15 protein-coding genes, 1 tRNA gene and 2 pseudogenes are annotated in these 21,119 nt (G+C 36.8%); 8 read left to right on the top strand and 10 right to left on the bottom strand.

From position 1 onward, the window contains the following. Positions 1 to 65: 65 nt before the first annotated feature. On the top strand, positions 66 to 1,973 hold the full coding sequence (gene uvrB, locus AAGD79_RS06225) for an excinuclease ABC subunit UvrB (RefSeq protein WP_341811314.1): 1,908 nt from the start codon (positions 66 to 68) through the stop codon (positions 1,971 to 1,973). A 212-nt stretch (positions 1,974 to 2,185) separates the two neighbouring features. Here the strand turns inward: uvrB and AAGD79_RS06220 are convergent, their stop codons facing one another. The 3 genes from AAGD79_RS06220 to AAGD79_RS06210 form a co-directional block, all read right to left on the bottom strand. Beyond that, positions 2,186 to 5,272 (bottom strand): hypothetical protein, encoded by a 3,087-nt coding sequence (locus AAGD79_RS06220; RefSeq protein WP_341811313.1) that lies wholly within the window; start codon positions 5,270 to 5,272, stop codon positions 2,186 to 2,188. Between the two features lie 32 nt (positions 5,273 to 5,304). After that, positions 5,305 to 5,490: a hypothetical protein gene (locus tag AAGD79_RS06215; protein WP_182319534.1), complete on the bottom strand. Its 186-nt coding sequence runs from the start codon at positions 5,488 to 5,490 to the stop codon at positions 5,305 to 5,307. 272 nt (positions 5,491 to 5,762) lie between these two features. Further along, on the bottom strand, positions 5,763 to 7,208 hold the full coding sequence (locus AAGD79_RS06210; protein WP_410541947.1) for a hypothetical protein: 1,446 nt from the start codon (positions 7,206 to 7,208) through the stop codon (positions 5,763 to 5,765). Positions 7,209 to 7,757: 549 nt separating this feature from the next. Here AAGD79_RS06210 and AAGD79_RS06205 point away from each other — a divergent pair. The 3 genes from AAGD79_RS06205 (at position 7,758) to AAGD79_RS06195 (ending at position 11,528) form a co-directional block, all read left to right on the top strand. Then, a complete protein-coding gene (locus AAGD79_RS06205; protein ID WP_341811311.1) occupies positions 7,758 to 8,912 on the top strand; it encodes a hypothetical protein in 1,155 nt (384 codons plus the stop codon). Between the two features lie 93 nt (positions 8,913 to 9,005). Then, a complete protein-coding gene (locus AAGD79_RS06200; RefSeq protein ID WP_015589227.1) occupies positions 9,006 to 9,233 on the top strand; it encodes a hypothetical protein in 228 nt (75 codons plus the stop codon). A 27-nt stretch (positions 9,234 to 9,260) separates the two neighbouring features. Beyond that, positions 9,261 to 11,528, top strand: a complete 2,268-nt coding sequence (locus AAGD79_RS06195) for a hypothetical protein (protein ID WP_341811310.1) — start codon at positions 9,261 to 9,263, stop codon at positions 11,526 to 11,528. Positions 11,529 to 11,556: 28 nt separating this feature from the next. Here AAGD79_RS06195 and terL read toward each other — a convergent pair. From terL to hflK, 5 genes and pseudogenes are all read right to left on the bottom strand, one after another. Beyond that, a pseudogene (gene terL / locus AAGD79_RS06190) lies at positions 11,557 to 12,412 on the bottom strand (phage terminase large subunit); the annotation flags it as partial. Positions 12,413 to 12,516: 104 nt separating this feature from the next. Then, a pseudogene (locus AAGD79_RS06185) lies at positions 12,517 to 13,194 on the bottom strand (hypothetical protein); the annotation flags it as partial. A 116-nt stretch (positions 13,195 to 13,310) separates the two neighbouring features. Next, positions 13,311 to 14,795: a DegQ family serine endoprotease gene (locus AAGD79_RS06180; protein WP_012673276.1), complete on the bottom strand. Its 1,485-nt coding sequence runs from the start codon at positions 14,793 to 14,795 to the stop codon at positions 13,311 to 13,313. A gap of 3 nt (positions 14,796 to 14,798) precedes the next feature. Beyond that, on the bottom strand, positions 14,799 to 15,671 hold the full coding sequence (gene hflC, locus AAGD79_RS06175; protein WP_265043230.1) for a protease modulator HflC: 873 nt from the start codon (positions 15,669 to 15,671) through the stop codon (positions 14,799 to 14,801). Between the two features lie 2 nt (positions 15,672 to 15,673). Beyond that, positions 15,674 to 16,708 carry an FtsH protease activity modulator HflK gene (hflK, locus tag AAGD79_RS06170; protein ID WP_010962866.1) on the bottom strand — a complete coding sequence of 345 codons (1,035 nt, stop codon included), beginning with the start codon at positions 16,706 to 16,708 and terminating at the stop codon, positions 15,674 to 15,676. Between the two features lie 453 nt (positions 16,709 to 17,161). Between hflK and walE1 the strand changes: the two genes are divergently transcribed. The 4 genes from walE1 to AAGD79_RS06150 all read left to right on the top strand — a co-directional run bounded on the left by walE1 (position 17,162) and on the right by AAGD79_RS06150 (position 20,124). Further along, a complete protein-coding gene (gene walE1, locus AAGD79_RS06165) occupies positions 17,162 to 18,688 on the top strand; it encodes an actin bundler (RefSeq protein ID WP_341811309.1) in 1,527 nt (508 codons plus the stop codon). A gap of 441 nt (positions 18,689 to 19,129) precedes the next feature. Beyond that, positions 19,130 to 19,465 carry a divalent-cation tolerance protein CutA gene (gene cutA / locus AAGD79_RS06160; protein WP_006279213.1) on the top strand — a complete coding sequence of 112 codons (336 nt, stop codon included), beginning with the start codon at positions 19,130 to 19,132 and terminating at the stop codon, positions 19,463 to 19,465. Next, positions 19,456 to 19,530, top strand: a tRNA-Gln gene (locus tag AAGD79_RS06155). Before cutA ends, AAGD79_RS06155 begins: the two co-directional genes overlap by 10 nt. A 135-nt stretch (positions 19,531 to 19,665) precedes the next feature. Further along, positions 19,666 to 20,124 (top strand): hypothetical protein, encoded by a 459-nt coding sequence (locus tag AAGD79_RS06150; RefSeq protein WP_341811308.1) that lies wholly within the window; start codon positions 19,666 to 19,668, stop codon positions 20,122 to 20,124. 146 nt (positions 20,125 to 20,270) lie between these two features. Here AAGD79_RS06150 and AAGD79_RS06145 read toward each other — a convergent pair whose 3' ends face one another. Both AAGD79_RS06145 and AAGD79_RS06140 read right to left on the bottom strand, forming a co-directional pair. Next, a complete protein-coding gene (locus AAGD79_RS06145) occupies positions 20,271 to 20,531 on the bottom strand; it encodes a hypothetical protein (protein WP_341811307.1) in 261 nt (86 codons plus the stop codon). Positions 20,532 to 20,618: 87 nt separating this feature from the next. Further along, positions 20,619 to 20,753 carry a hypothetical protein gene (locus AAGD79_RS06140; RefSeq protein ID WP_265043227.1) on the bottom strand — a complete coding sequence of 45 codons (135 nt, stop codon included), beginning with the start codon at positions 20,751 to 20,753 and terminating at the stop codon, positions 20,619 to 20,621. Positions 20,754 to 21,119: the final 366 nt, after the last annotated feature.

Here is a 21,119-nt window from a genome sequence, read left to right as displayed (position 1 = left end):
ACAACTTATCTTAAAAGCAATATAGTGTTTACTATACAATGAATCAAAGATAGTAAGTAAAGTCTATGGAATTTCAAATCGCTACACATTTTCAACCGGCTGGGGATCAACCACAGGCAATCGATAGCTTAATTGCAGGGCTAAATAGCAATAAAAGAGATCAGGTTTTGCTTGGAGTTACTGGTTCTGGGAAAACTTTTACTATGGCAAATGTTATTGCAAGGACAAACAGGCCTGCATTAATTATGGCACACAATAAAACTTTAGCAGCACAGCTTTATGAGGAAATGAAAGGATTGTTTCCCCATAATGCTGTTGAATACTTCATTTCTTATTATGATTATTATCAACCTGAAGCCTATTTACCACAAACTGATACTTATATCGAAAAAGATTCTGCAATTAACGAAAGAATTGAGATGCTGCGTTATTCCACCGTCTGCTCCCTTTTGGAGCGCAGGGATACGATCGTAGTTGCCAGTGTTTCCTGCATATACGGTCTTGGTTCGCCTGAGAGCTACCGCAGCATGATCATACCGCTTAGTGTTGGAAATAAAATTCGTATTAATGATTTCCTGAGCAACTTAACTGATCTTCAATACAAGCGCTCTGATGCCAGGTTTGAGAGAGGATATTTCAGAGTGCGCGGCGATATTGTTGATATATTTCCTTCCCATTATGAAAATAAAGCTTGGCGTTTATCGTTATTTGGCGATGAAATAGAAGAAATTTCTGAAGTTGATGCTATAACGGGCAATGTTACCAAAGGCGTAAATAAAATCACCATTTTTCCAAATAGCTATTACATAACCCCGCGTGAGGCTTTGTTGCAGGCAATTGAACTAGTCAAAAAAGAGCTGCATGAACGCTTGGATTATTACTACTCGCGAAACAAGATTGTTGAAGCAAAGCGCCTCGAGCAACGCACTAATTTTGATATCGAAATGATGAGAACAACAGGAATATGTAAAGGTATTGAAAATTATTCGCGTTATCTCTATGGAATGGAAGCTGGGGATCCACCACCTACTTTGTTTGAATATTTACCTAAAGACGTAATTTTATTTGTTGATGAGAGTCATGTCACCGTTCCTCAGGTTGGTGCGATGTACAGTGGTAATGAGGCGCGTAAAAAGAAATTGATCGACTATGGCTTCAGGCTCCCTTCCTCTTTTGATAATCGTCCATTAAAATTTGAAGAGTGGGAGGGAGTTAGGCCGCAGACTGTTTACATTTCAGCCACTCCCGGAAAGTATGAGTTGGCAAAGACCAGTAATGTATTTATAGAGCAAGTTATCCGTCCAACAGGGCTTACGGACCCAATCTGCATTGTAAAACCAATAGAGAGTCAAATTGATGATGTAATTCATGAGGCACAAGTGACAATAGGGAAGGGATTTTGTGTTTTAATCACTACATTGACGAAAAAAATGGCTGAAAATTTAGCTGAATATATGAGTGAGTTAAATATGAGAGTGAGTTATTTGCATTCTGATATTGGTGCGCTGGAGAGAATAGAAATTATATACAAATTGAGATCTAAAGAAATCGATGTTTTAGTAGGTGTTAACTTGCTGAGGGAAGGTCTTGATATTCCAGAGTGTGGGTTGGTTGCAATTTTGGATGCTGATAAAGAAGGATTTTTGCGATCAGAAACTTCATTAATTCAAACGATCGGTCGTGCTGCGCGTAATGCTGAGGGTAGAGTAATTTTGTATGCAGATAAAATCACTGGTTCTTTAGATCGTGCATTAAGAGAGACCGAAAGAAGAAGAAAAAAACAAGAAGAACATAATATATTGCACAATATTATCCCGAAGACTATAATAAAACCTATATCAAACACCTTACAAGAGAGGGCAATAGCAGAACCGAAAGTAAATACTAATAAGGATGATTTGAGAAAGCAAATGATAGAGCATGCTAAAAATTTGGAGTTTGAAGAAGCAGCAAGAATAAAAAAATTATTGTAAGGTTAAGTAATATATGATGCTATGGGCATAGCATGAAAGTGTAAATAATTTTATTGATATCTTTATATTAATACTTTTTAAACATTTAGTACCATGCAATACTTACAATGGACAAGAAAAACTAACACCAGTGCTTTCAGGGTCAGGGACTTTGGCCCTAACCCTAATAAAACGCTTAGGTGGCTGAGAGCGGTGGATTAGGTACAAACCGCTTATACAAAAACTTCTTTTCCTTCTTGCAAGTATTTCTTGATATTAGGAGAATCTACCCTAGAATTTATAAGAGATTTATCATTAAACTTTTCAATAAGCGACGGTGATTGTCCCCGCTCAAGCGACTTCCCTAAACCACTATCTGCAGAACTTGTAGAAACGTTACGACTAATTTCTTGTTCATCACCAAAGAATTTAAAAAGTAAGCCTTTTTTTGTCTTAAGAGGTAAATCTGAGTGTAGTTGCTTCTCCTCTTTCTCAGGAGAAGAAAGGAGTAAGTCTAGCTTCTCTTTCCCACCAGGAGTATACAGCAAGTATTTTAACTGTTCATCCTCAAGAGAGTTGGAATCTAGTTTCTTCTGCAGATTAGGACAAAGAAATGGGCGTAGTTCCTTCTTCTCGTCATTAGTAAGAGGTTTTTCTTGAGGAGAAGCCAATTTTGAGAGTGAAGAATTACGGTGAAGCCATTTTGCTAATTTGTCACGAAATGAACGGTGTGACATGTTTTTAGGTTCTACACGAGAATAAATAAGTAAGGATATTATATTGCCTGCCTCAGGAGAGAAAGGTTTGGATATTTGCTCTCCCTCAGGAGACAAAAGTAAGGGTAGTTTCTCTTTCCCTTTAGGAGAAAGAACTAAAGGTATCAGCTTTTGCCCCTCAGGAGAAGGTGAAAACAGTAGCTCTTTTCCCTTAAGAGAAAAAAGTGAATGCAGTTGTTGTTTATTCTCAGAAGAAAAAAGCGAGCATAGTTGCTTACTCCTCTCAGTAGAAAAAAGAAAGTCTAGTAGGTTTTCCTGTTCACAAGGATCAGAAATCGAGGATAACTGCTTTCCCGCCTCAGAAGAAAGAAGTGAGGGTAGTTGCTTCTTCCCTTCAGAAGAAGAAAAATAATCTAGAAAACACAAAAAAGCTTTTACTGTTTCATTACTAGCACAAGTAGAAAAACCCGCAAGTGGCAGTGACTGTGGCCGCTTATTGTCTACGGGAGGATTTAGATCTTTCCTTGATTCAGATATCCCTGGAACAGTACTAGTAGTGATAGAAGAATTCGACTGTGGCCGCTCAAGCGACTCGAAACCACTATCTTTAGAAATTTTAGAATTACGGTCCCCGGGCACATTTGGCTTGCTTACGGCATCTTGTGGCAAGGGTTCTGGAATACCACCATTCGTTTTAGAACGTAATGCTCGTATTTTTGGTCTATTGAGAAATCCGCCATCATCTGGTTCAGTAACAGGAGAAGTCACTCCTGAGGGTGGATTACTTAAAGATGGTTTTTTACTTACAGAACCCTCAGGAGTACTTGCACTTGAATACACCGAATCACGTTCTTGCTTTTGTGGCTTCGCTTTAGAACACTCATCACTACTTTTTCGATCACTTTTATCAGTAACTTGCTGTTTTTCAGATTCCTCATTAGAAACCTCAGGATTTAAGAATGTTGAATCATCCCATGCTATAGGAGGAGGAATCGATGATGATCTTTTCTGATCCGGAATATTATCCTCTGTTAGCATACCTTCACCAGTACCTAAAGATAGCTGTGATTGATCACAAGTGGATTGACTTAGATCTATTTCCCCGGAAGATAGCTGTGATTGACCACAAGTGGATTGACTTGGATCTATTTCCCCCGGCACCAACTGAAACAGCCCCCCTTTTCCTTCCTCTCTTTCTGATCCTTGCCTGGGAGGCCTCTTTAACCCTTTACCACGACTTCGCTTGGGAAACTCCTGTGTCGGTGATGACAATTCAGTTAAGCCAGAACTTGGACCACCACTTGAAGAACCAGAATCCTTAGGTTTCGGAGGTGAATTACTATCATAACCACTATCTCTGTCTCTTTGGTTGGGCGGTGTTCTTAGTCCACTCGGTCCTGCATGTGTAGGAGAATTGAGTGGAGAATTTACTGTTGAGGAGGATTGACTACCTCTTATCGAGTCACGTCTCCTAAAATTTCCAGGATCAACTGCAAATTCAAAACGTTTGTTTTCTTTATTATATGTAATTGCAGACTCCATAATTTTAGGAAGTAACTGAGCAATTCCTTTATTAGAGAAAGCGTAAATTGGGTTTTCACAACTGTTAATATCTGGATCTGCTGTCTTGCCTCTGATATCACTCATAAGATTTTTATATTCTATATTAATTTTGTACACATCCTTACGCTTTAAAAATTCAAGCTGATCATCACACGCTTTTGTTAAAGGTATAAGAACAAAATTATTGCCACTCCCTATTTTTCCTTCATCTGCAAAAATATCATATCCATAAGCATTAATTGGTTTTCCTGTCCATTTGAAAATAAAATCGCCAAGAACATCCTTAAAATTCTCAACTTTAGAATCTTCTGTGCCTGGAGTTCTAAAATCAAGCGCTACTCGCCCCCTCTCATATTCTGCTACACTCCTGACTACCTTATCGCTAATGTTTTTAATATACAACATATCATCTTTATATTCATAAAAGTCTGAACTCTTAAGGCCACAGTTTTCTAACCTTAAGTAAAACTCTTTAATATACTCCCTTTTAAGTAATTCAAAAGTCTCTGAATCATACCCCTCCTTCCTCAAATACTCGTCGCTAAAAACAATACAGTATAGATAAGAAGAAGACTTACCTGTTGCTGCTATTCCAAAAGTTTTTCCTACCCATTCATGCGCTTTTTCCTCCGTTATTCCTACTGCTTTTTGTAAACGTGCAACCAGTTTCAATATTACAGCCCTCCTAAACTCATTAACTAAATGAATCTTCAAGTTATGGATTACTTCACGATTTACAGAATCTGCAAGCTTTACTTCCATTACACCTTTTATGTCACTTTTTTTCTTGCTAGGATTAGCACCTAAAACAAATGGAAAGTAATTTAAGTTATAATATTTACGTGCTACCTCACTTCCACTACTGTAGTGCTGCTTTATTATTTCCTCTCCTATTCTATGTAGATATTCTGCTACGTCAGTGTCATCAGCAAATAACCCAACAATCTTGTTACCTTTTACAGTAAAATTAGTATTAACCCTTTCACAAAAATAATTATTTAAGTTAAATGCATTAACCAGCTTTTCTACAGAATTACTCATAACTCCCCCATTAAAATGTTTACTAAACAACATTACTTGCTTTTTCCTTTATCTTTACTACTACCGGCACTAGTAGCACTACTACTACCCAGTTGTGTATTAGGCTTACTGCTTTCACTTTGTTGCTCGTAGTTTTTATACTTATCAGGACCAATCCACTCAACCTTTTTATGTGAAGGCCACTTATTACCACCACCATTATCATTACTACCATGCATATTACCCTCTAGTAAAAATATTATGTAACTAGTATACTAAAAATAAAATTAAGTGCAAGCACTTTTTTATATTTTTTTTTAAAAATTTTTATTCACTCTTTTTTCATAACTCTAGTTTCTAGATTCCAGCGTCACGCGCTGGGATGACAAGAAAGAGGTACCAAAAAGAGACCTTTTCTTGTCGCCTTAGTAGCCATTCTAACATAGAATGTCATCCCAGTGCCCAGACACTGAGATCCAGTGTTCTTTATCACACAAGTAGCTAACACTAGCTATCTCAATGGTGTATTACCATTTCCTCTTGCTGCAGGTTCCTCAAGTACATCAGTAAATTTTGACTTAGGATTTTCTTTAGCATCACTTGCAGAACTACGCTGATCAGCACTAGATTTTCCATTATCAGTAGTTCCTGATGAAACTTGAAAATGACCAATTGGATAATCGTGCTTAACATCAGCTTGGGCATTCCTTTGAGCAACTTTTTCTCTAAGTTTAGCAAAAGGGTCATCTGTTTTATGCTCATCAGTAGACTTGGATTCTTTTCCACTAATACTGCTAGACTTATCAGCAGACGTGGTTCCTCTTCCATTAGCACTTTCACTTGCATCCCTGCTGCGACCAGTAGATGCTCCTATACTTATAAAATCAGCTATTTTCCCTCTCACCACGGGCTCCTTCTCCGGAACTTTCTGTGGACACACCTCTTTCTTCGGTTCCTCCTGCTTCGCTTTTTTCTCTTCTTCCACTTTTGGTTTTGTTTCTTTTACCTCGCGGTTCTCATTGTTTATAACCTCTTTAAATATAGGAGGCATTATAGGTTTTGGTAAAAGATCAAGTTCTGGTTTGCTCAGAACAACCGGCCTTACAAATCCGGGTGAAACGTCAAAAAGGAAAACTGGCACTTTAGGTTTTTCTCTTTCATCCACTTTCATTTCTACGTTTTCGCAAACTTCTTTATTTTCTTCCTTTAATGATGTTTTTTCTGCTTTTTTATCTTCCTTTTCTGTAGATGCCTCTACCGCAGCCGCCAACTCAACTCCAAACATCTCTGCGAACATTGTAACAATCCATCCGACAACGGCCATTTGTAACCTGAGTTTCAGATCTTGCAATGCAGTTAATCTTTCTAACGCCCTTGCAAACTCTTCTTCTGATAACTCACCACTGCCTAATTTCTCCTGCAATTCTTTTATCTCTTTGTCCAACCTCTGATTGAAACTTAAATCGCGTGCAAAAATCTTCTTGATTAACTCCTTAAGCTTATCACACAAAAACTTCATTATCGCAGCAATCAGGTTTTTTTCTTTCTTCTCCTTGAGCATTTGGTAGATTTTCGGATCATCTACATCTACTTCAAAAAGGTTGAAGAGAGATTCAAAGAAATTCCATAAATCTCCGAGTACTCTTCCTTTTTCACCAGTGAAGTAATCCTCATCATCACCTTCTCCGATATGTAGCTCTGCTTGAGATGATATTTCATCGACACAACTAGAAGCCTGACGCTCACACTCGAGCCTCCTGAGCAAATCTTGTCTGGTGAGCTCCTCTATGGCTGCTTTTAGTTCATTTAACTTCTGCTCTGCAGAGAAATCTTGCTCCCTGATTTTTCCTTGGAAGATTGAGCTACCGTTTCCGTTATTATCTGAAAAATTTTCCATTATTTTTGCCTCCTCAATAAAATTACTGCCTTTGTTGTTACCTGAAAAGCTTTCCACCATTTTTACTTCCTTCATAAAACTTAATAATTTAATTCTACAGTACTAAATATTTAAGAACTATTAATGTAAAGATGCCAATAAAATTATTTACATTTTTACACTATATATATATTATATCATGTGCTATTTAACCTTTCAATAATATTTTTATTTTTACTGCTTCTTCAAACTCTAGCATGCGCTTTTCTTAAATTATCCTTATTAATATTTGCTTTTGCCTATATCCCACTTTTTCTTGTAAAGTATTTGATATAGATTTTATTATACTCTTTGGCATAACATTTGCAACATACTTTATCTATAAATGGAAATTATTATACTTGCAGCTAGACACAATTTGAAATAATTTACACTATAAAGTTAAGGAACGAGATCCCAGTGTCACGCACTGGGATGACAGCAGTCCTACGTCATACCGCGATTCATTCGCGGTATAGATTCCGCTAACAAGTAGCGGAATGACGAATTTTTGTTTTTCAAATTATCGTAAGTCACTTTAGCTATATCAGACAATAGAGGCAGTGCGTAGAGGAGCTCACCAGACAAGATTTGCTCAGGAGGCTCGAGTGTGAGCGTCAGGCTTCTAGTTGTGTCGATGAAATATCATCTCAAGCAGAGCTACATATCGGAGAAGGTGATGATGAGGATTACTTCACTGGTGAAAAAGGAAGAGTACTCGGAGATTTATGGAATTTCTTTGAATCTCTCTTCAACCTTTTTGAAGTAGATGTAGATGATCCGAAAATCTACCAAATGCTCAAGGAGAAGAAAGAAAAAAACCTGATTGCTGCGATAATGAAGTTTTTGTGTGATAAGCTTAAGGAGTTAATCAAGAAGATTTTTGCACGCGATTTAAGTTTCAATCAGAGGTTGGACAAAGAGATAAAAGAATTGCAGGAGAAATTAGGCAGTGGTGAGTTATCAGAAGAAGAGTTTGCAAGGGCGTTAGAAAGATTAACTGCATTGCAAGATCTGAAACTCAGGTTACAAATGGCCGTTGTCGGATGGATTGTTACAATGTTCGCAGAGATGTTTGGAGTTGAGTTGGCGGCTGCGGTAGAGGCATCTACAGAAAAGGAAGATAAAAAAGCAGAAAAAACATCATTAAAGGAAGAAAATAAAGAAGTTTGCGAAAACGTAGAAATGAAAGTGGATGAAAGAGAAAAACCTAAAGTGCCAGTTTTCCTTTTTGACGTTTCACCCGGATTTGTAAGGCCGGTTGTTCTGAGCAAACCAGAACTTGATCTTTTACCAAAACCTATAATGCCTCCTATATTTAAAGAGGTTATAAACAATGAGAACCGCGAGGTAAAAGAAACAAAACCAAAAGTGGAAGAAGAGAAAAAAGCGAAGCAGGAGGAACCGAAGAAAGAGGTGTGTCCACAGAAACCTGCGGAGAAGGGGCCAATATTTGTTGAAAAGACAGGGCGGTCTAGTGAAAAATCAGAAAAGAAAAGCATGAATATTAGCGGGCAGACACCAACAGTAGGGTCAACTGGTGAGCAAAATATGAGAAATAGTGGTAATGCTAGCAAAGAAACAGTAGGGTCAATTGGTGGACAAAAGAGTAGTAATACTGGCAAAGAAACAATTGATATAGATAAAATTTGCGGTGAATTACTTGCTGAGCAGGATCAAATTTCACCAGAATCAGAACTTAATTCTATAAATGTTCAGCCTAAAGGAGGTTATAAAGGGAAATGAAAAAAAAATTTATGAAAATGCAAAAAAGTTGTTGCACTTATGATTTATTTATAATATATAGATTACATAATATTTTTATTAACGGAGGGTATTATGGATAAAAAACAACAAGCGAGCTCTAGTTCACAAGGAGATCCTCGTTTTAAGGTAGGCTCTGGTGGGTATGATTCTGCTGCCTGGCTAAAAGCTAATCCTAGAGAAGGTGGTGGACCAGACATGCACGAGGGTCGTAGTAGGTTTGATGATTGTGGTAAGTATCCTTATACGAGGATGAGTGGTACTAAAGCTGATAAGGCTGGGAGTAAAAATAAAGAAAAGTAATATTTTGATAGGGGAGGAGTTATGAATATGTATAATTTAGGTCTTGTTAAGGAGCTGGTTAATGCATTTAACATTAGTAATTACGGTTCCAGGACTAACACTAATTTTGTTGTCGAAGGCGATAATATCGTCGTTAAGTTTAACTGTGATAAGGGCTCTGCAAAGAGGTACTTATCACAGATGGCAAGAGACTTAGTAAGAGAATATTATTCTGATGAGTTTGTAGCTTGTCACGTTTTTGATCTTGAATCTTTTCCATTTCACTTTGATAAGAAATGGTTAAAGTATGACAAGAAAACAAGAATAACTAAGCTCACAGTTCCTATAGACTCTAGAGTAATTTTTAATCTCAAGGTGCACTTTGCTGAGGAATTTGAAAATGATGTCGAAGACCGAGTGATTAAGAAAATTGATGAAAAACATCATCTTGGTAAAAAACGCATTGAAGAGACTTTAAACGCAAGTATAAAGCAGGCAAAAATGGATCCGTCATCTAGTTATATAAAATGTCTGTTGTTTAATGGCCCAAATCTGCAAACGTATTTTGTGATGGCACTTCAAGCACAAATGGAGGAGCATGGTTGTAGTTATTCAGATTTCTATCATATTGATGGCAATAAGGTATATGTTAAAGATGTTGAAAATATTGGTTTCATTAGAAATATAACAGAAGCTTCTAAAAAAGAGGTGGGGTATAATTTTTACCTTCAGCACAGTGATAATTTAAAAGTGAAAGCTAAACACTACAAGGATGCTATAGGCGAGCTAATCTTTCGCTTAACTGAAATATCAATCCACAGGTATTACTATGATGAGTTTATCGATAAAGACAAGATAAGTAATGGAGATCGCTTTGCTTTTATACCTACAATCAAAGAGGGTAATATTTCAAGGTACCTAAATCGTGGTGAGGCAAATAAGATTAATGCTCAATTTGGTTATGATCTTTTGACTGATATTAAAGGTCAAACTGAAACCACACGATCAGGTAGATTTGGTGGTGTATATGCTTTTTCCAATAGACAGATTGCTCTTTTAATTCCTGTAATTATAGAAAACTCTGTAATCAACAAAGATGGTCAAATAGAGATTGATCCTGGGCTTCCTCGAACGCTATTAACTGAACCATCACTGAAACAGGAGTCTCCCACGCGGAGTCAGGGTGTAGGATTAGGAGAGTCTCCCAGGCAAGGGTTGGAAGAATCTTTTATGCTGCATAAAAAGTTAGATGTTCCTGGAACGAGTGGAGAATTCTTGCCACGTTCACATCTGAGTTATACTGCAGTTAGTCAGGGTATAGAGAAATGTGTAAGTGCTGCTCAAAATGTGCAAGCAGGACCTAGTACTTGGTCTCAGCCAATGAACCCTTTGTTATCACAAAGCACGTCCGGAAATAAATGGACGTCGTCAACGCAGTTTACCCAACCAGGACCTAGTGGTTTATCATGGACACAGAGTAGACCTTCATCATCGAAAGGTGCTGATGAAAGTATGCTAATAGAGATTCGGGGTCAGCAAGTGAGATATAGGCCATCATTGACTCCTTCTCCTATAGCATGGGATGATTCAACATTCTTAAATCTTGAGGTTTCTAATGAGGAACCTGAAAAACAGCAAGTTACTGATGAAAGTGATCGAAAAAGTAGTGATGAGTGTTCTGAAGCAAAGTCACAAGATAGTAAATCTCCGGAGAAGAAACATGGGGGTGGTCTTCAAAAAATAAAAAAATTGCTCTCTTCACCTTTTAAGAAGCAATATGGCGTAAACCTTAAGCGACATGATGTAGGGCGTGATACAACGCGAAGTACTCCTGAAACTCCTGTAACTGAAAAACCACCTGTGTCTAAGCTATTTTCTTCATTCCCAGCTAGAATAAGAGCAAGAAGTAATCCATCCTCAGCGGTGACTTCTCCTACGCATGAAGGTGCGTCAGGTGGACTAAAACCTCTTACTAGTGACGAGAGGAAGGAACTACGCCTATTTCTTTCTCCTGAGCTGCAAAAGAAGCTAGACTCCAACTCTTTCTCCCCTGGGAAGGAGCGGCTTTTATACTTGACGCATACTCCTGAGGGGAAAAGGGAGCTAAGCAGATTTCTATGTGAGAGTAAAGAATCACAGTTACGGCGACTTGCAGAAGCACAATTATCGTCACCTGATAACTCTAATAGAGATAGTGGTTTTTCTTCTATGGGATCGCCTGCTTCTCCTGTTGTACAACATAAGGGAAGTGCCCCTTTAAAGGTTACAGAGTGTAGTGTGCAACAGGTAAACTCACATTCTGTAGAGCGTACGTGAGAAGCTTTGGGGAAATAAATTTAGGTTTTTAGATATATCTTAACCATCTAAATGGTTTATTAGGGTTGGGGCCAAAGTCCCTGACCCTGAAAGCACTGGTGTTGGTTTTTCTCATCCATTGCAGATATTGCACCGTACTATCCACTTGATCATCGTGGCAAGCTTCTGGGAACATTAAAATTTCGTACTCGAAATCATTTAACCATACCGCTTGCTGTGGCAGAAAAACCCTGCTAGACTCTATCACCGGGACAATTTTGAGTGAGTTTGTCATTGTGTGGAATTATTTCGATAATCGGTAGATCGCTATTTGCCTTTAGCTCTTGTGTTAATTGTTGACCACTCGTTTTTGCTTCGATCAAAATTGCGTGTGGCGTCCATCTTGCAGCTAGTGACAGAACTTGCTCTTTAAGCTTTGGGTACTCAAGCTTTGCTCGATATACATCAAGTAAATAGAATTTATTATCTATTTTTGCCCAGGTGGTGCAGATGCTAAAGTCGCTGGAATCGTTTGTTGAAACTGCAGTGTCCCAGCTTTGAGTTACATGTGAGAGATTATCACGGAAATTTTTATAGCGCTTTAGCCACTCTTGTTTAATTATACCGCTTGAAAGCGGCAGGGGGTTTTGTTGATATTGAGCAGCAAAAGCGTAACTCCCGAGTTCAACTTTTATCATCTCAACTTCTTCTCTTCCTCCCTCCAGGGGATATAATAACTCATTCTCTTCTCTTGAGTATAATACTCTTGCAGGTAGTGTCATTTCAGCACTTGATGCTGGAATCCAGTCTTTTGCGGTTGAATTTTCTGGATCCCAGTGTCTGGGCACTGGGATGACAGGAGGGGGGGTTGGAATGACACCAGTATGGTTATTAATTGAATAAATATAGCTCTTTTTACAATAATCCGAACAGACCGTAATATGCTACTGGCCTGCTATAGCCATAAACACATATCTTATCGCATTCGGACTATTATAAGAAAGGCTATAACCTCCTTATTTTCAGAAATCATTGGCAAACAAATGTGATGCCATATGTTTTTTGGCTTGGATAAGAGGTGCCCAGTTAAGTCTTCCAGGTGGAGCCTATGCATCACAAGCACAATTACTCCTTTTTTTCTATCGTTGAGTCTCGTTACTAAAGTCTGATCGAACCAGTTTGTGGCACGTTTTCTAAATGTTTCACTCAAAGCTTGAGCAGGGTTAAGCGGATCATCCACAATAATAAAGTCACCACCTTCACCGGTTAATGTTCCTCCAACTGATGTTGCGATTCTGTATCCTCTCTGAACTGTTTGGAATTTATATTTAGTGTTCTGGTCTTTGGATAGTTCTACCTCTGGAAATAGTTCTTTATACCAATCAGATTGCATTATGCACCTGGTATCGAGCGAATGTTTTTCACTAAGCAACTTAGAATAACTTGCAACTATTATTCTTGCAGTTGGCTGATTTCCCAGTATCCATGCGGGCCACGCAACACTCATACATATGGACTTCATTGAACGCGGAGGCATATTGAATATTATGCGCCTTACTTCGCCAGCATTCGCTGCTTCCAGCCTGTCTGCTATGACTTTTATGTACTGATAATCATTATACTCACATCCCTGCACCACCGTTTGAAAGCACAGTTCAATGAATTTTAGAAAATTTATATTATCCATATGTGTATTTTAGTGAATGGAATGTAGACTTTAATAGTTTTGATTTGTCTTGTAAGATTGAGGTGTTACAATGACAGGCTTACAATGCTGCTAATTTAGTAAATAACCTACGAGTGCTATTTCTTCAACTTTATCGAAGTAAAGAATTGATTTCCATTGCGGTAAATGAGCAACATTATTGAATCTTTACCGTTTTTCTTTACTGCTGAATCAACTTGTTTTTGAAAATCATTAGTATTTTCTATATCGGTTCCATCTAATTGGATAATAATGTCTCCTTTTTTAATACCACGCAGCGTGGCATTACTGTTACTATCTACATTGGTAACTATCACACCTTTTGTAGGATTACTTTCTTTTGATTCTTTTGGCAGATTTGAAACAGTTAAACCGGTTACATAATCAGATGTTGATTTATTTTCTTCTTGATTGTTATCTTGGCCATCATTTGTAGATTCTCCGATCACAACTTTAATATTAACCTCTTTGCTCTTTCTAAGTAACTTAACTTGCACTTTTTTCTCAGGTCCAGCTCTTGAAACCATTTGAGGTAATTGTGTCATTCTATCGATTTTTTTACCGTCAAATTCTAATAATATATCACCTACTTTAATCCCACCTTTTTCTGCAGGACTATCCTTTACTATACTTGCAACCAATGCGCCTTTTATATCTTTTAAACCTAAGGACTCAGCAAATTCTTTCGTTATAGGCTGAACTTGCACACCAAGCCAACCATGTTTTATTTTTTTGCCACTTTTTAATGTGTCAATAATTGACATAGCTAAATTAGATGGTATGGCAAAACCTATACCCACGTTGCCGCCAGACTCAGATGGAGAATAGATAGCAGTATTAATACCTATAACTTTTCCATTTAAATCAAATAACGGTCCTCCAGAGTTACCCCTATTAATTGCAGCATCAGTTTGAATAAATTCGTTCATAGTGCCAATACTAATGTCCCTGGACCTTGCAGATATAATTCCTGTGCTTACAGAGCCACCCAAACCAAATGGGTTACCTATTGCCATAACCGTATCACCAACCCTTGCTTTATCAGAATCACCAAATGCAACAGAAGAAAGATCTTTATCAGAATTAATCTTAAGCACAGCAAGATCAGTTCTTGCATCATAGCCTAAAACTTCTGCTTTGAAATAAGTATTATCGTTCATAGTAACTGTGATATCTTTGGCGTTTTTAATAACGTGATAATTGGTTACTATAGTTCCACCTTTATCTATAATAAACCCAGAACCAAGCAACACCACCTCTTTGTTAACACTAGGGCCCCTATCCATAAAAAACTGATCAAAATGCTCAAAAAACTCTCTAAAATCATCAAAAAAATTATTTCCTGGCATAGATGGAACTCTAGTTCTGCTGTTATTTTCTTGTTTGATGATTTGTTCGCTTGAAATATTTACAACCGCAGGAATGAGTTCTTCCACTAAATCGGCAAGTCCTTGATTACAGTTGCATGCAGTAGTGCTAGCATCAACGACCTTTTTTGCATTCCAATCAAACATATTAGCATACGAAGAAAACGCAATTAGAAAATATGCAAATATAGATAAAATAAATGCCTTACTTTTCATAAATTATTTCCATCCTTTATTTAAAATATCTAAAAAGTTATTGTTTGGTGAAAGTACAAATTTAGTATTATTTTCGGCAAATGATTTACTGTAAGCGCTCATAGAGCGATAAAAGTTAAAGAACTCTTCATCAACCTTAAATGCCTCATTATAAATTCTAGTTGCTTCAGCATAACCACGGCCCCTTATTTCGTACGATTCTTTTACTGCACTGGAGATAATTTCCCTTTTTAATTTATCAGCTTTTGATCTAACTTCCTGCCCAGCTTGCTCTCCTTCTGCTCTAATTTCTTTTGCTTCTTTTTCCCTTTCAGTTTGCATACGGCGAAATATTGCAGAACTATTTTCTTCTGGTAAATCTGCTCTCTTAATTCTTACATCTATTATTTCTATGCCAAATTTTTCAGCTTCAGAATAAACTCCACGCTGAATCAATTGCATAACCTCTGATCTTTTTTCATTCAACAAACTAATCAACGAGAATCTGCCTATATTTTCTCTTATGTGAGCTTCTATAACCGGATATAATCTTCTAACCAGACCTGATTCATTCCTCACAGCCTGGTAAAAAGTAACAGGATTTGTTATTTTATATTTTGCATACGCATCTACTATAATACGTTTTTGATCCGCTGTTATCACTTCCCTTGGGATCTTATCAGGACTTAAATCTAAAACTCTTTTATCAAGAAACTCTACACTATTTATGAATGGCAACTTAAAATATAAGCCACTTTCCCTAACATCCCTTACAACTTTACCCAGTTGTATAACTATTGCTTGCTTTGTTTCTTGCACAACAAATATTGAATTAGATAAAGTAATCAATAAAACAACAAATACAGAAACAAAAACAATTTTAATATTACTACTCATGGTTATTTTCCTAAATTTGTAAGAGGTAAATAAGAAAACATACCTTTCAGATCATCAGTTACAACAACTTTGTCTACCTTACTGAAAATATTTTCCATAGTTTCAAGATAAATACGATTCTTAACGAGAGAAGGATTCTGTCTATATTCCTCATAAAGAGATAAAAAGCGATTTGCATTACCTTTTGCTTCATTTATTATTTCATTTTCATATGCTTGTGCATCTAATTTTATCTTTATCGCTTCACCCTTTGCTCGAGGTATAATATCATTATTATAAGCATATGCTTCGTTTATAGTACGCTCTTTGTCTGCACGAGCACTTTGTACATCTCTAAACGAACTGATTACTTTTTCTGGTGGATCAATTTTTTTCATTTGAACAGATAAAATCTCTATACCCATTTGGTATCCATCAAGAATCTGCTGCAATAGAATTCTAGTATCTCTAGAAATTTCTGGTCTGCCTTGACCAAGTGCAAAAGAGATCGTATTTTTACCTATTATTTCTCTCATGGCACTTTCAGCAGCATTTTTAACACTGAAACCGGGTTTGTAATCCCGCACTTTGAATAAATAGTCCTTAGCATCTCTAACGCGCCACTGAACCTCGAAGTTAACGTTGACTATATTTTCATCTCCAGTTAGCATCACGCCTTCACCGCGATCTGTATCTCGCCCATAAGAACTACTTACCCCAATTTCTTCACGATTTACTTCCTTAACGTTCACTTTAAAAACCTTGCCAATAGGGTAGGGGAAGTGATAACGCAAACCAGGTGTTTCCGTATTAGAATATTTACCAAAGGTAAGTTCTATACTTTCTTCACTAGGATGGACAATATAAAAGCCAGTGCAAGCATAGAACAGCAAAATAATGAAAATGATGAAATAAGGTTTTTTGCCCCTGTTTCTGGTTAATCCATTAAGAAAGAACCTTATATCAGATACAGCTTTACTTAAAATATCTTCATTATTAGGAGTTTTGTTCCCTACCGGTTTCTTTCCCAGATTCCAAGGATTATTATCATCAAACATAATGATTGATTCTATAATTAATACGCTAATATTACTTCTTTAATAAGAAAATGCAAACATAAATTGCTATTTTATTTACAAATTAATCATCAGGATGGAAAACATGATCGTACACTTCCTTTTCTCTATGTAATATGGTCGACTCTATGGAATTTTCTGGCTTTTTTTTGAATTCTTTGTTGTCACTCTTTAAGTGCACTACGTCTTTGTGAAAATGGGAATTATACCTAAATAGTAAAGCTATTATTATTAAAGTTATAACAGCCAAAAAGATGAGTGTTCTTTTTCTATACTTCATAAATGCTGCAGCTTCTTGACCTAATTTTCTATGTTACCACAAAACACGTCAAGCGAAATTATTTGAAGACAAATAAATACTGGCAATCAATTTAACACTAACTTAAGAATCAAGGAATACAATTATAATATATTTAATTAATAGTGAGGTTAAAAATGTTACCTAATAAAAAAAGTTTAAATTCTGTTGAAACTGAAATAGACCTACAACAAGAAGGTAGTCTTGATTTGAATAAAACTATGCAAAATCTACCAAATTCAGATATTGCTAATGATCCCAAGAAGCTAAAAGAAAGAATTACTGACCTGTTAAAAGGGGATACAGAATTCTCTAAGATGAAACAAGGAGATAAGATTCTTGTAGTAAGTGCAGCAAGTGGATTATTTACGGCAGTACTACCACTTTTGGCAGTTGGTGCAACACTTGCTATACCAGGTGCTATAGTTGGTCTTGCTTTATATTTCGCTGTAAAAGTCGCTGTAAAAACAGTTCAATCTGGATATAAAGGGCTCAAGTGGTCAGCAGAAAAAACAGTTGATGGGGCGAAATATACTGCTGGGAAAGTTAAGGACGCATCAACATACGCTGCCGGAAAAGTTAGAGATGGTGCTGTGCATGTTAAAGATAAGGTGAAAGAAGGTTATGAACATTCAGTAGATTCACTGAAAAAAGGCGCTAGTTTTGTAGGCGAAGGAGTGGCAAATAAATTCCATAAGGCATCTGGTGAGACGGACTATTTAGATAAGGTAAAAAGGTTTACTCCAGATGCAATTAAGAAATCTGACGAAATAAGAAATGATATGAAAGCAATTTTTGCTGATAAAGGAAATAATTCTGGGTTAGTGAAAAATGTACTTTCTGGAATATCGTCAGAAATTGATTTAAAAATGGCAGAGAAGGCAAAATCAGGGGAGATTGAACATACTTCTGGATGGCAAGTACAGAAAGAATTCATTAATAATTTAAATGAAAAAAGCTTGCATAACTTGTTAACACAAAGGTCATTACCTAAAGGTAGTTATTTCATCGACAGTGTTTTCTCTGAACATTACGATGAAATTAAGAAGGTTATTAAAGAATGTAGAGAAAATCATTTGTACTCAAGCGTAAGCAATATGTTTGACAGAGCAGAGAAAAAAGCTAACAGGCCTTCTGTCAAAAGTTTAACTAGGTCTGTGTCATCATCATTCTCTTCACTGGGAAGAAAAGGCTCTGAACAATCTAACAGCTTGTCAAAAAGCAATTCACTAAATTCTATAGGAACTGAAAGTACTGCTACTGTCTCTGATTCAGATTCTCAGAACTTTGCAACAGTCCGTAGAAGCAATTCATCTAGTAGCTTAACTCCTAAGCTTACTCCAGTTGCTCCACCAGAACTACCTAGAAGCGCCTCATTGACTAACTTAAATGGACAAAGTTCTTTCAGTGAAGATGTTCTCAGTGATCCTATTGTGGAGCAAAACCTGGATAGTTTGAGTAACAGAACTCTCACTCACAGTAATTCTACTGATAGTGGAATGGGTTCTGGTTCTTCTACGCTAACAAGAAAACAAGTTCTTCCTTTAAAAGAAGAATTTGACAGAGAACTCGAAGAAAAGTTGGCAAAACGACGCGCATCTCTAGATCAACCTAGTGCAGAACCTGTCAACTCAAGAGCTACAGCAACTCCAGGAACAGTGTAATAAGTAAAACTTCTACCTTCTCCAAAAGGATGTTACTCAATGAGTAACGTCCTTTTTTTGTTTTTAAACTATAGAAAAATCCTAGATCCCAGCGGTATGCGTACAACCGTATGAACATTGTGATTTCTCTACTAGGAAAGGTGTCATCCGAGTAGCTGACACTGGGATCCAGGAAAGTTTGCTTGTTTACAAGCAAACTAGCATAGAAAGTGGTTACAACGTTTTCGATGAGATTATATGGAAAACTGGATTCCAGTGTCAAGCACTGGAATGACATCACAGGGGCACTGGGATGACACCTTTACGTTTGAGGCAAACTAGCTATAACACTTAACATACTACCTTTGCAAACAAATGTTCATACAGTACGCGCTGGCGTTATTTTCTCTTGATGAATAAATCTCGGTAGAGTATAGTAGCAATGCATTTATGTAGCTACTAATGAATAATTTAGTTTTGGTTTATACAACTTTTTCAAATTTTGAGGAGGCTAAAACTGTTTCTGAAGAATTGTTAAACGAGAAATTAATTGTATGTGTAAATATATTTCCCGAAGTGAATTCTCTGTATTTATGGGAAGGTAAAATTAGTAATAGTTGTGAAGTAGTGGCAATTATGAAGAGCAGGAATGATCAAGTTGATAAAATTGTAGAAAAAATCGAAGCAATGCATTCTTATGATCAGCCAGCTATTGCTGTGATGCCCATAGAAAAAGCAAATAAATCTTTTACTAATTGGGCTAATAGTGTTATTGATGTAAGTAGTATTGGGGTGTAGCCAAGTGGTAAGGCAGCGGTTTTTGATACCGCCACGCGAAGGTTCGAATCCTTCCACCCCAGCCATATTGAAGTGGGTGTGAAATGATATCACTTTTCTATAAATTAAGATTATTGAATTATATATTAGGTAGTCTAAAAGATATAATTGTGAAACTGTTTCTCTTCACAATGTATCTTTACACATTCAGCATTGTGCTCATGTTTCTCAGCAATGGTTTTTGGTATGCTGTAGAATTTTGCTCTTTCAAAAATGCGTTTTACCGTTTGTTTCAATATTGCAAGTGGTATTATGAAAATAGGGAAGATCTCGGTTACGGAATTTCTATTCGAATATTAGTGGCGTTTCTTACTCCGCATTTTCTCTATAAATTATTACTTCGCACAGGCTGGAAGTCCTTTTTAAAGGAAAAGATAATACAGATACTCAACACAAGAAGAAAAAAGGGTAGTGAGTTCAGTAACAGTAGCAAACCAATTGGCAGTAGTTATAGTGATAAGAATAATTACAGCAATAACAGTGGTAACAATGAGCGTCAAGCTCAAGATGCAAAGCGAAAAGTAAACATGATAAAGCAGCTATTAATCAAAGATATAGAGGCAACTATAGATAGGAGATTGAATTATATTTTTTTCGGTAAAAGGAGTAAACCTCATTAAGTATATAAAAAGGCTTTATCTAGTAAGGCTTTTTAAGGTTGGCTGTATTTTATTTTTTACGTATACCGGATCACAATCAGCCAATATACATGTGTGCACAAAATCTTGACTAAAGTCTGACAACCAAGAAATTGCCTTACGTTTTTCTACCAAGCTTTCTGTTTTTTTACAGTTATAGCCTTTCTTATAATAGTCCGAATGCGATAAGATATGTGTTTATGGCTATAGCAGGCCAGTAGCATATTACGGTCTGTTCGGATTATTGTAAAAAGAGCTATACTTGCTGCATCAATCATTGCCTGCGCTATTACTGATTTCCACAGCAAATAATACCTTTGTATATCATCTGACGTACTATTTGTTTCATAGTGGTTAAAAAATTCTTTAAAATTGAAGTTGTTTGACATAATGATACCTCTTTGGATTAAAATTTGAATGATTTGAGTTTATGTTGCCACAGCAGATTCCGCTAACACGTAGCGGGATGACGATTGTCAGGGCAGTGCCCCTATGATGTCATTCAAGTAGCTGACACTGGGATCCAGCCTTTCTGCAATCTCATCGAAAACGTTGTAACCACTTTCTATGCTAGTTCGCTTGTGAGCAACCTGGATTCCAGTGTCAAGCACTGGAATGACACCCTTTACGGGCTCTTAAATTGCAACTAATCTAAATATTTAAGAAATTTACCAAATGAAAAAAAAGGCAAAAGAAGCCCCGTGGTTATTATCCGCTTTAAAATATTGGCGTTTTTTATGTTTTAAACGCTTGACAAGCGAGATTCAGCCGCATTTAATTGCAACTAACTTACGCTGCAAATGTTTAAGAAATTTACTAAGCAGAAAAAAAGACAAAGAATCCCCGAGTTAGCTAGTCTTTTACTATCTCTGTCGAGTATTGGCATTTTTTGATGTCTTGTAACGCTTTATAAGCGCGTTCAGCTTATTTAGATAAAAATCTAGATGTAGATGAAGTTTTGTAAAGACATACAGTAT

The organism is Wolbachia endosymbiont (group A) of Oxytorus armatus (assembly GCF_964027005.1).
GTDB lineage: Bacteria > Pseudomonadota > Alphaproteobacteria > Rickettsiales > Anaplasmataceae > Wolbachia > Wolbachia pipientis.
The sequence above is the reverse complement of the archived record's forward strand: the minus strand, read 5'-3'. Positions and strand labels throughout refer to the sequence as shown.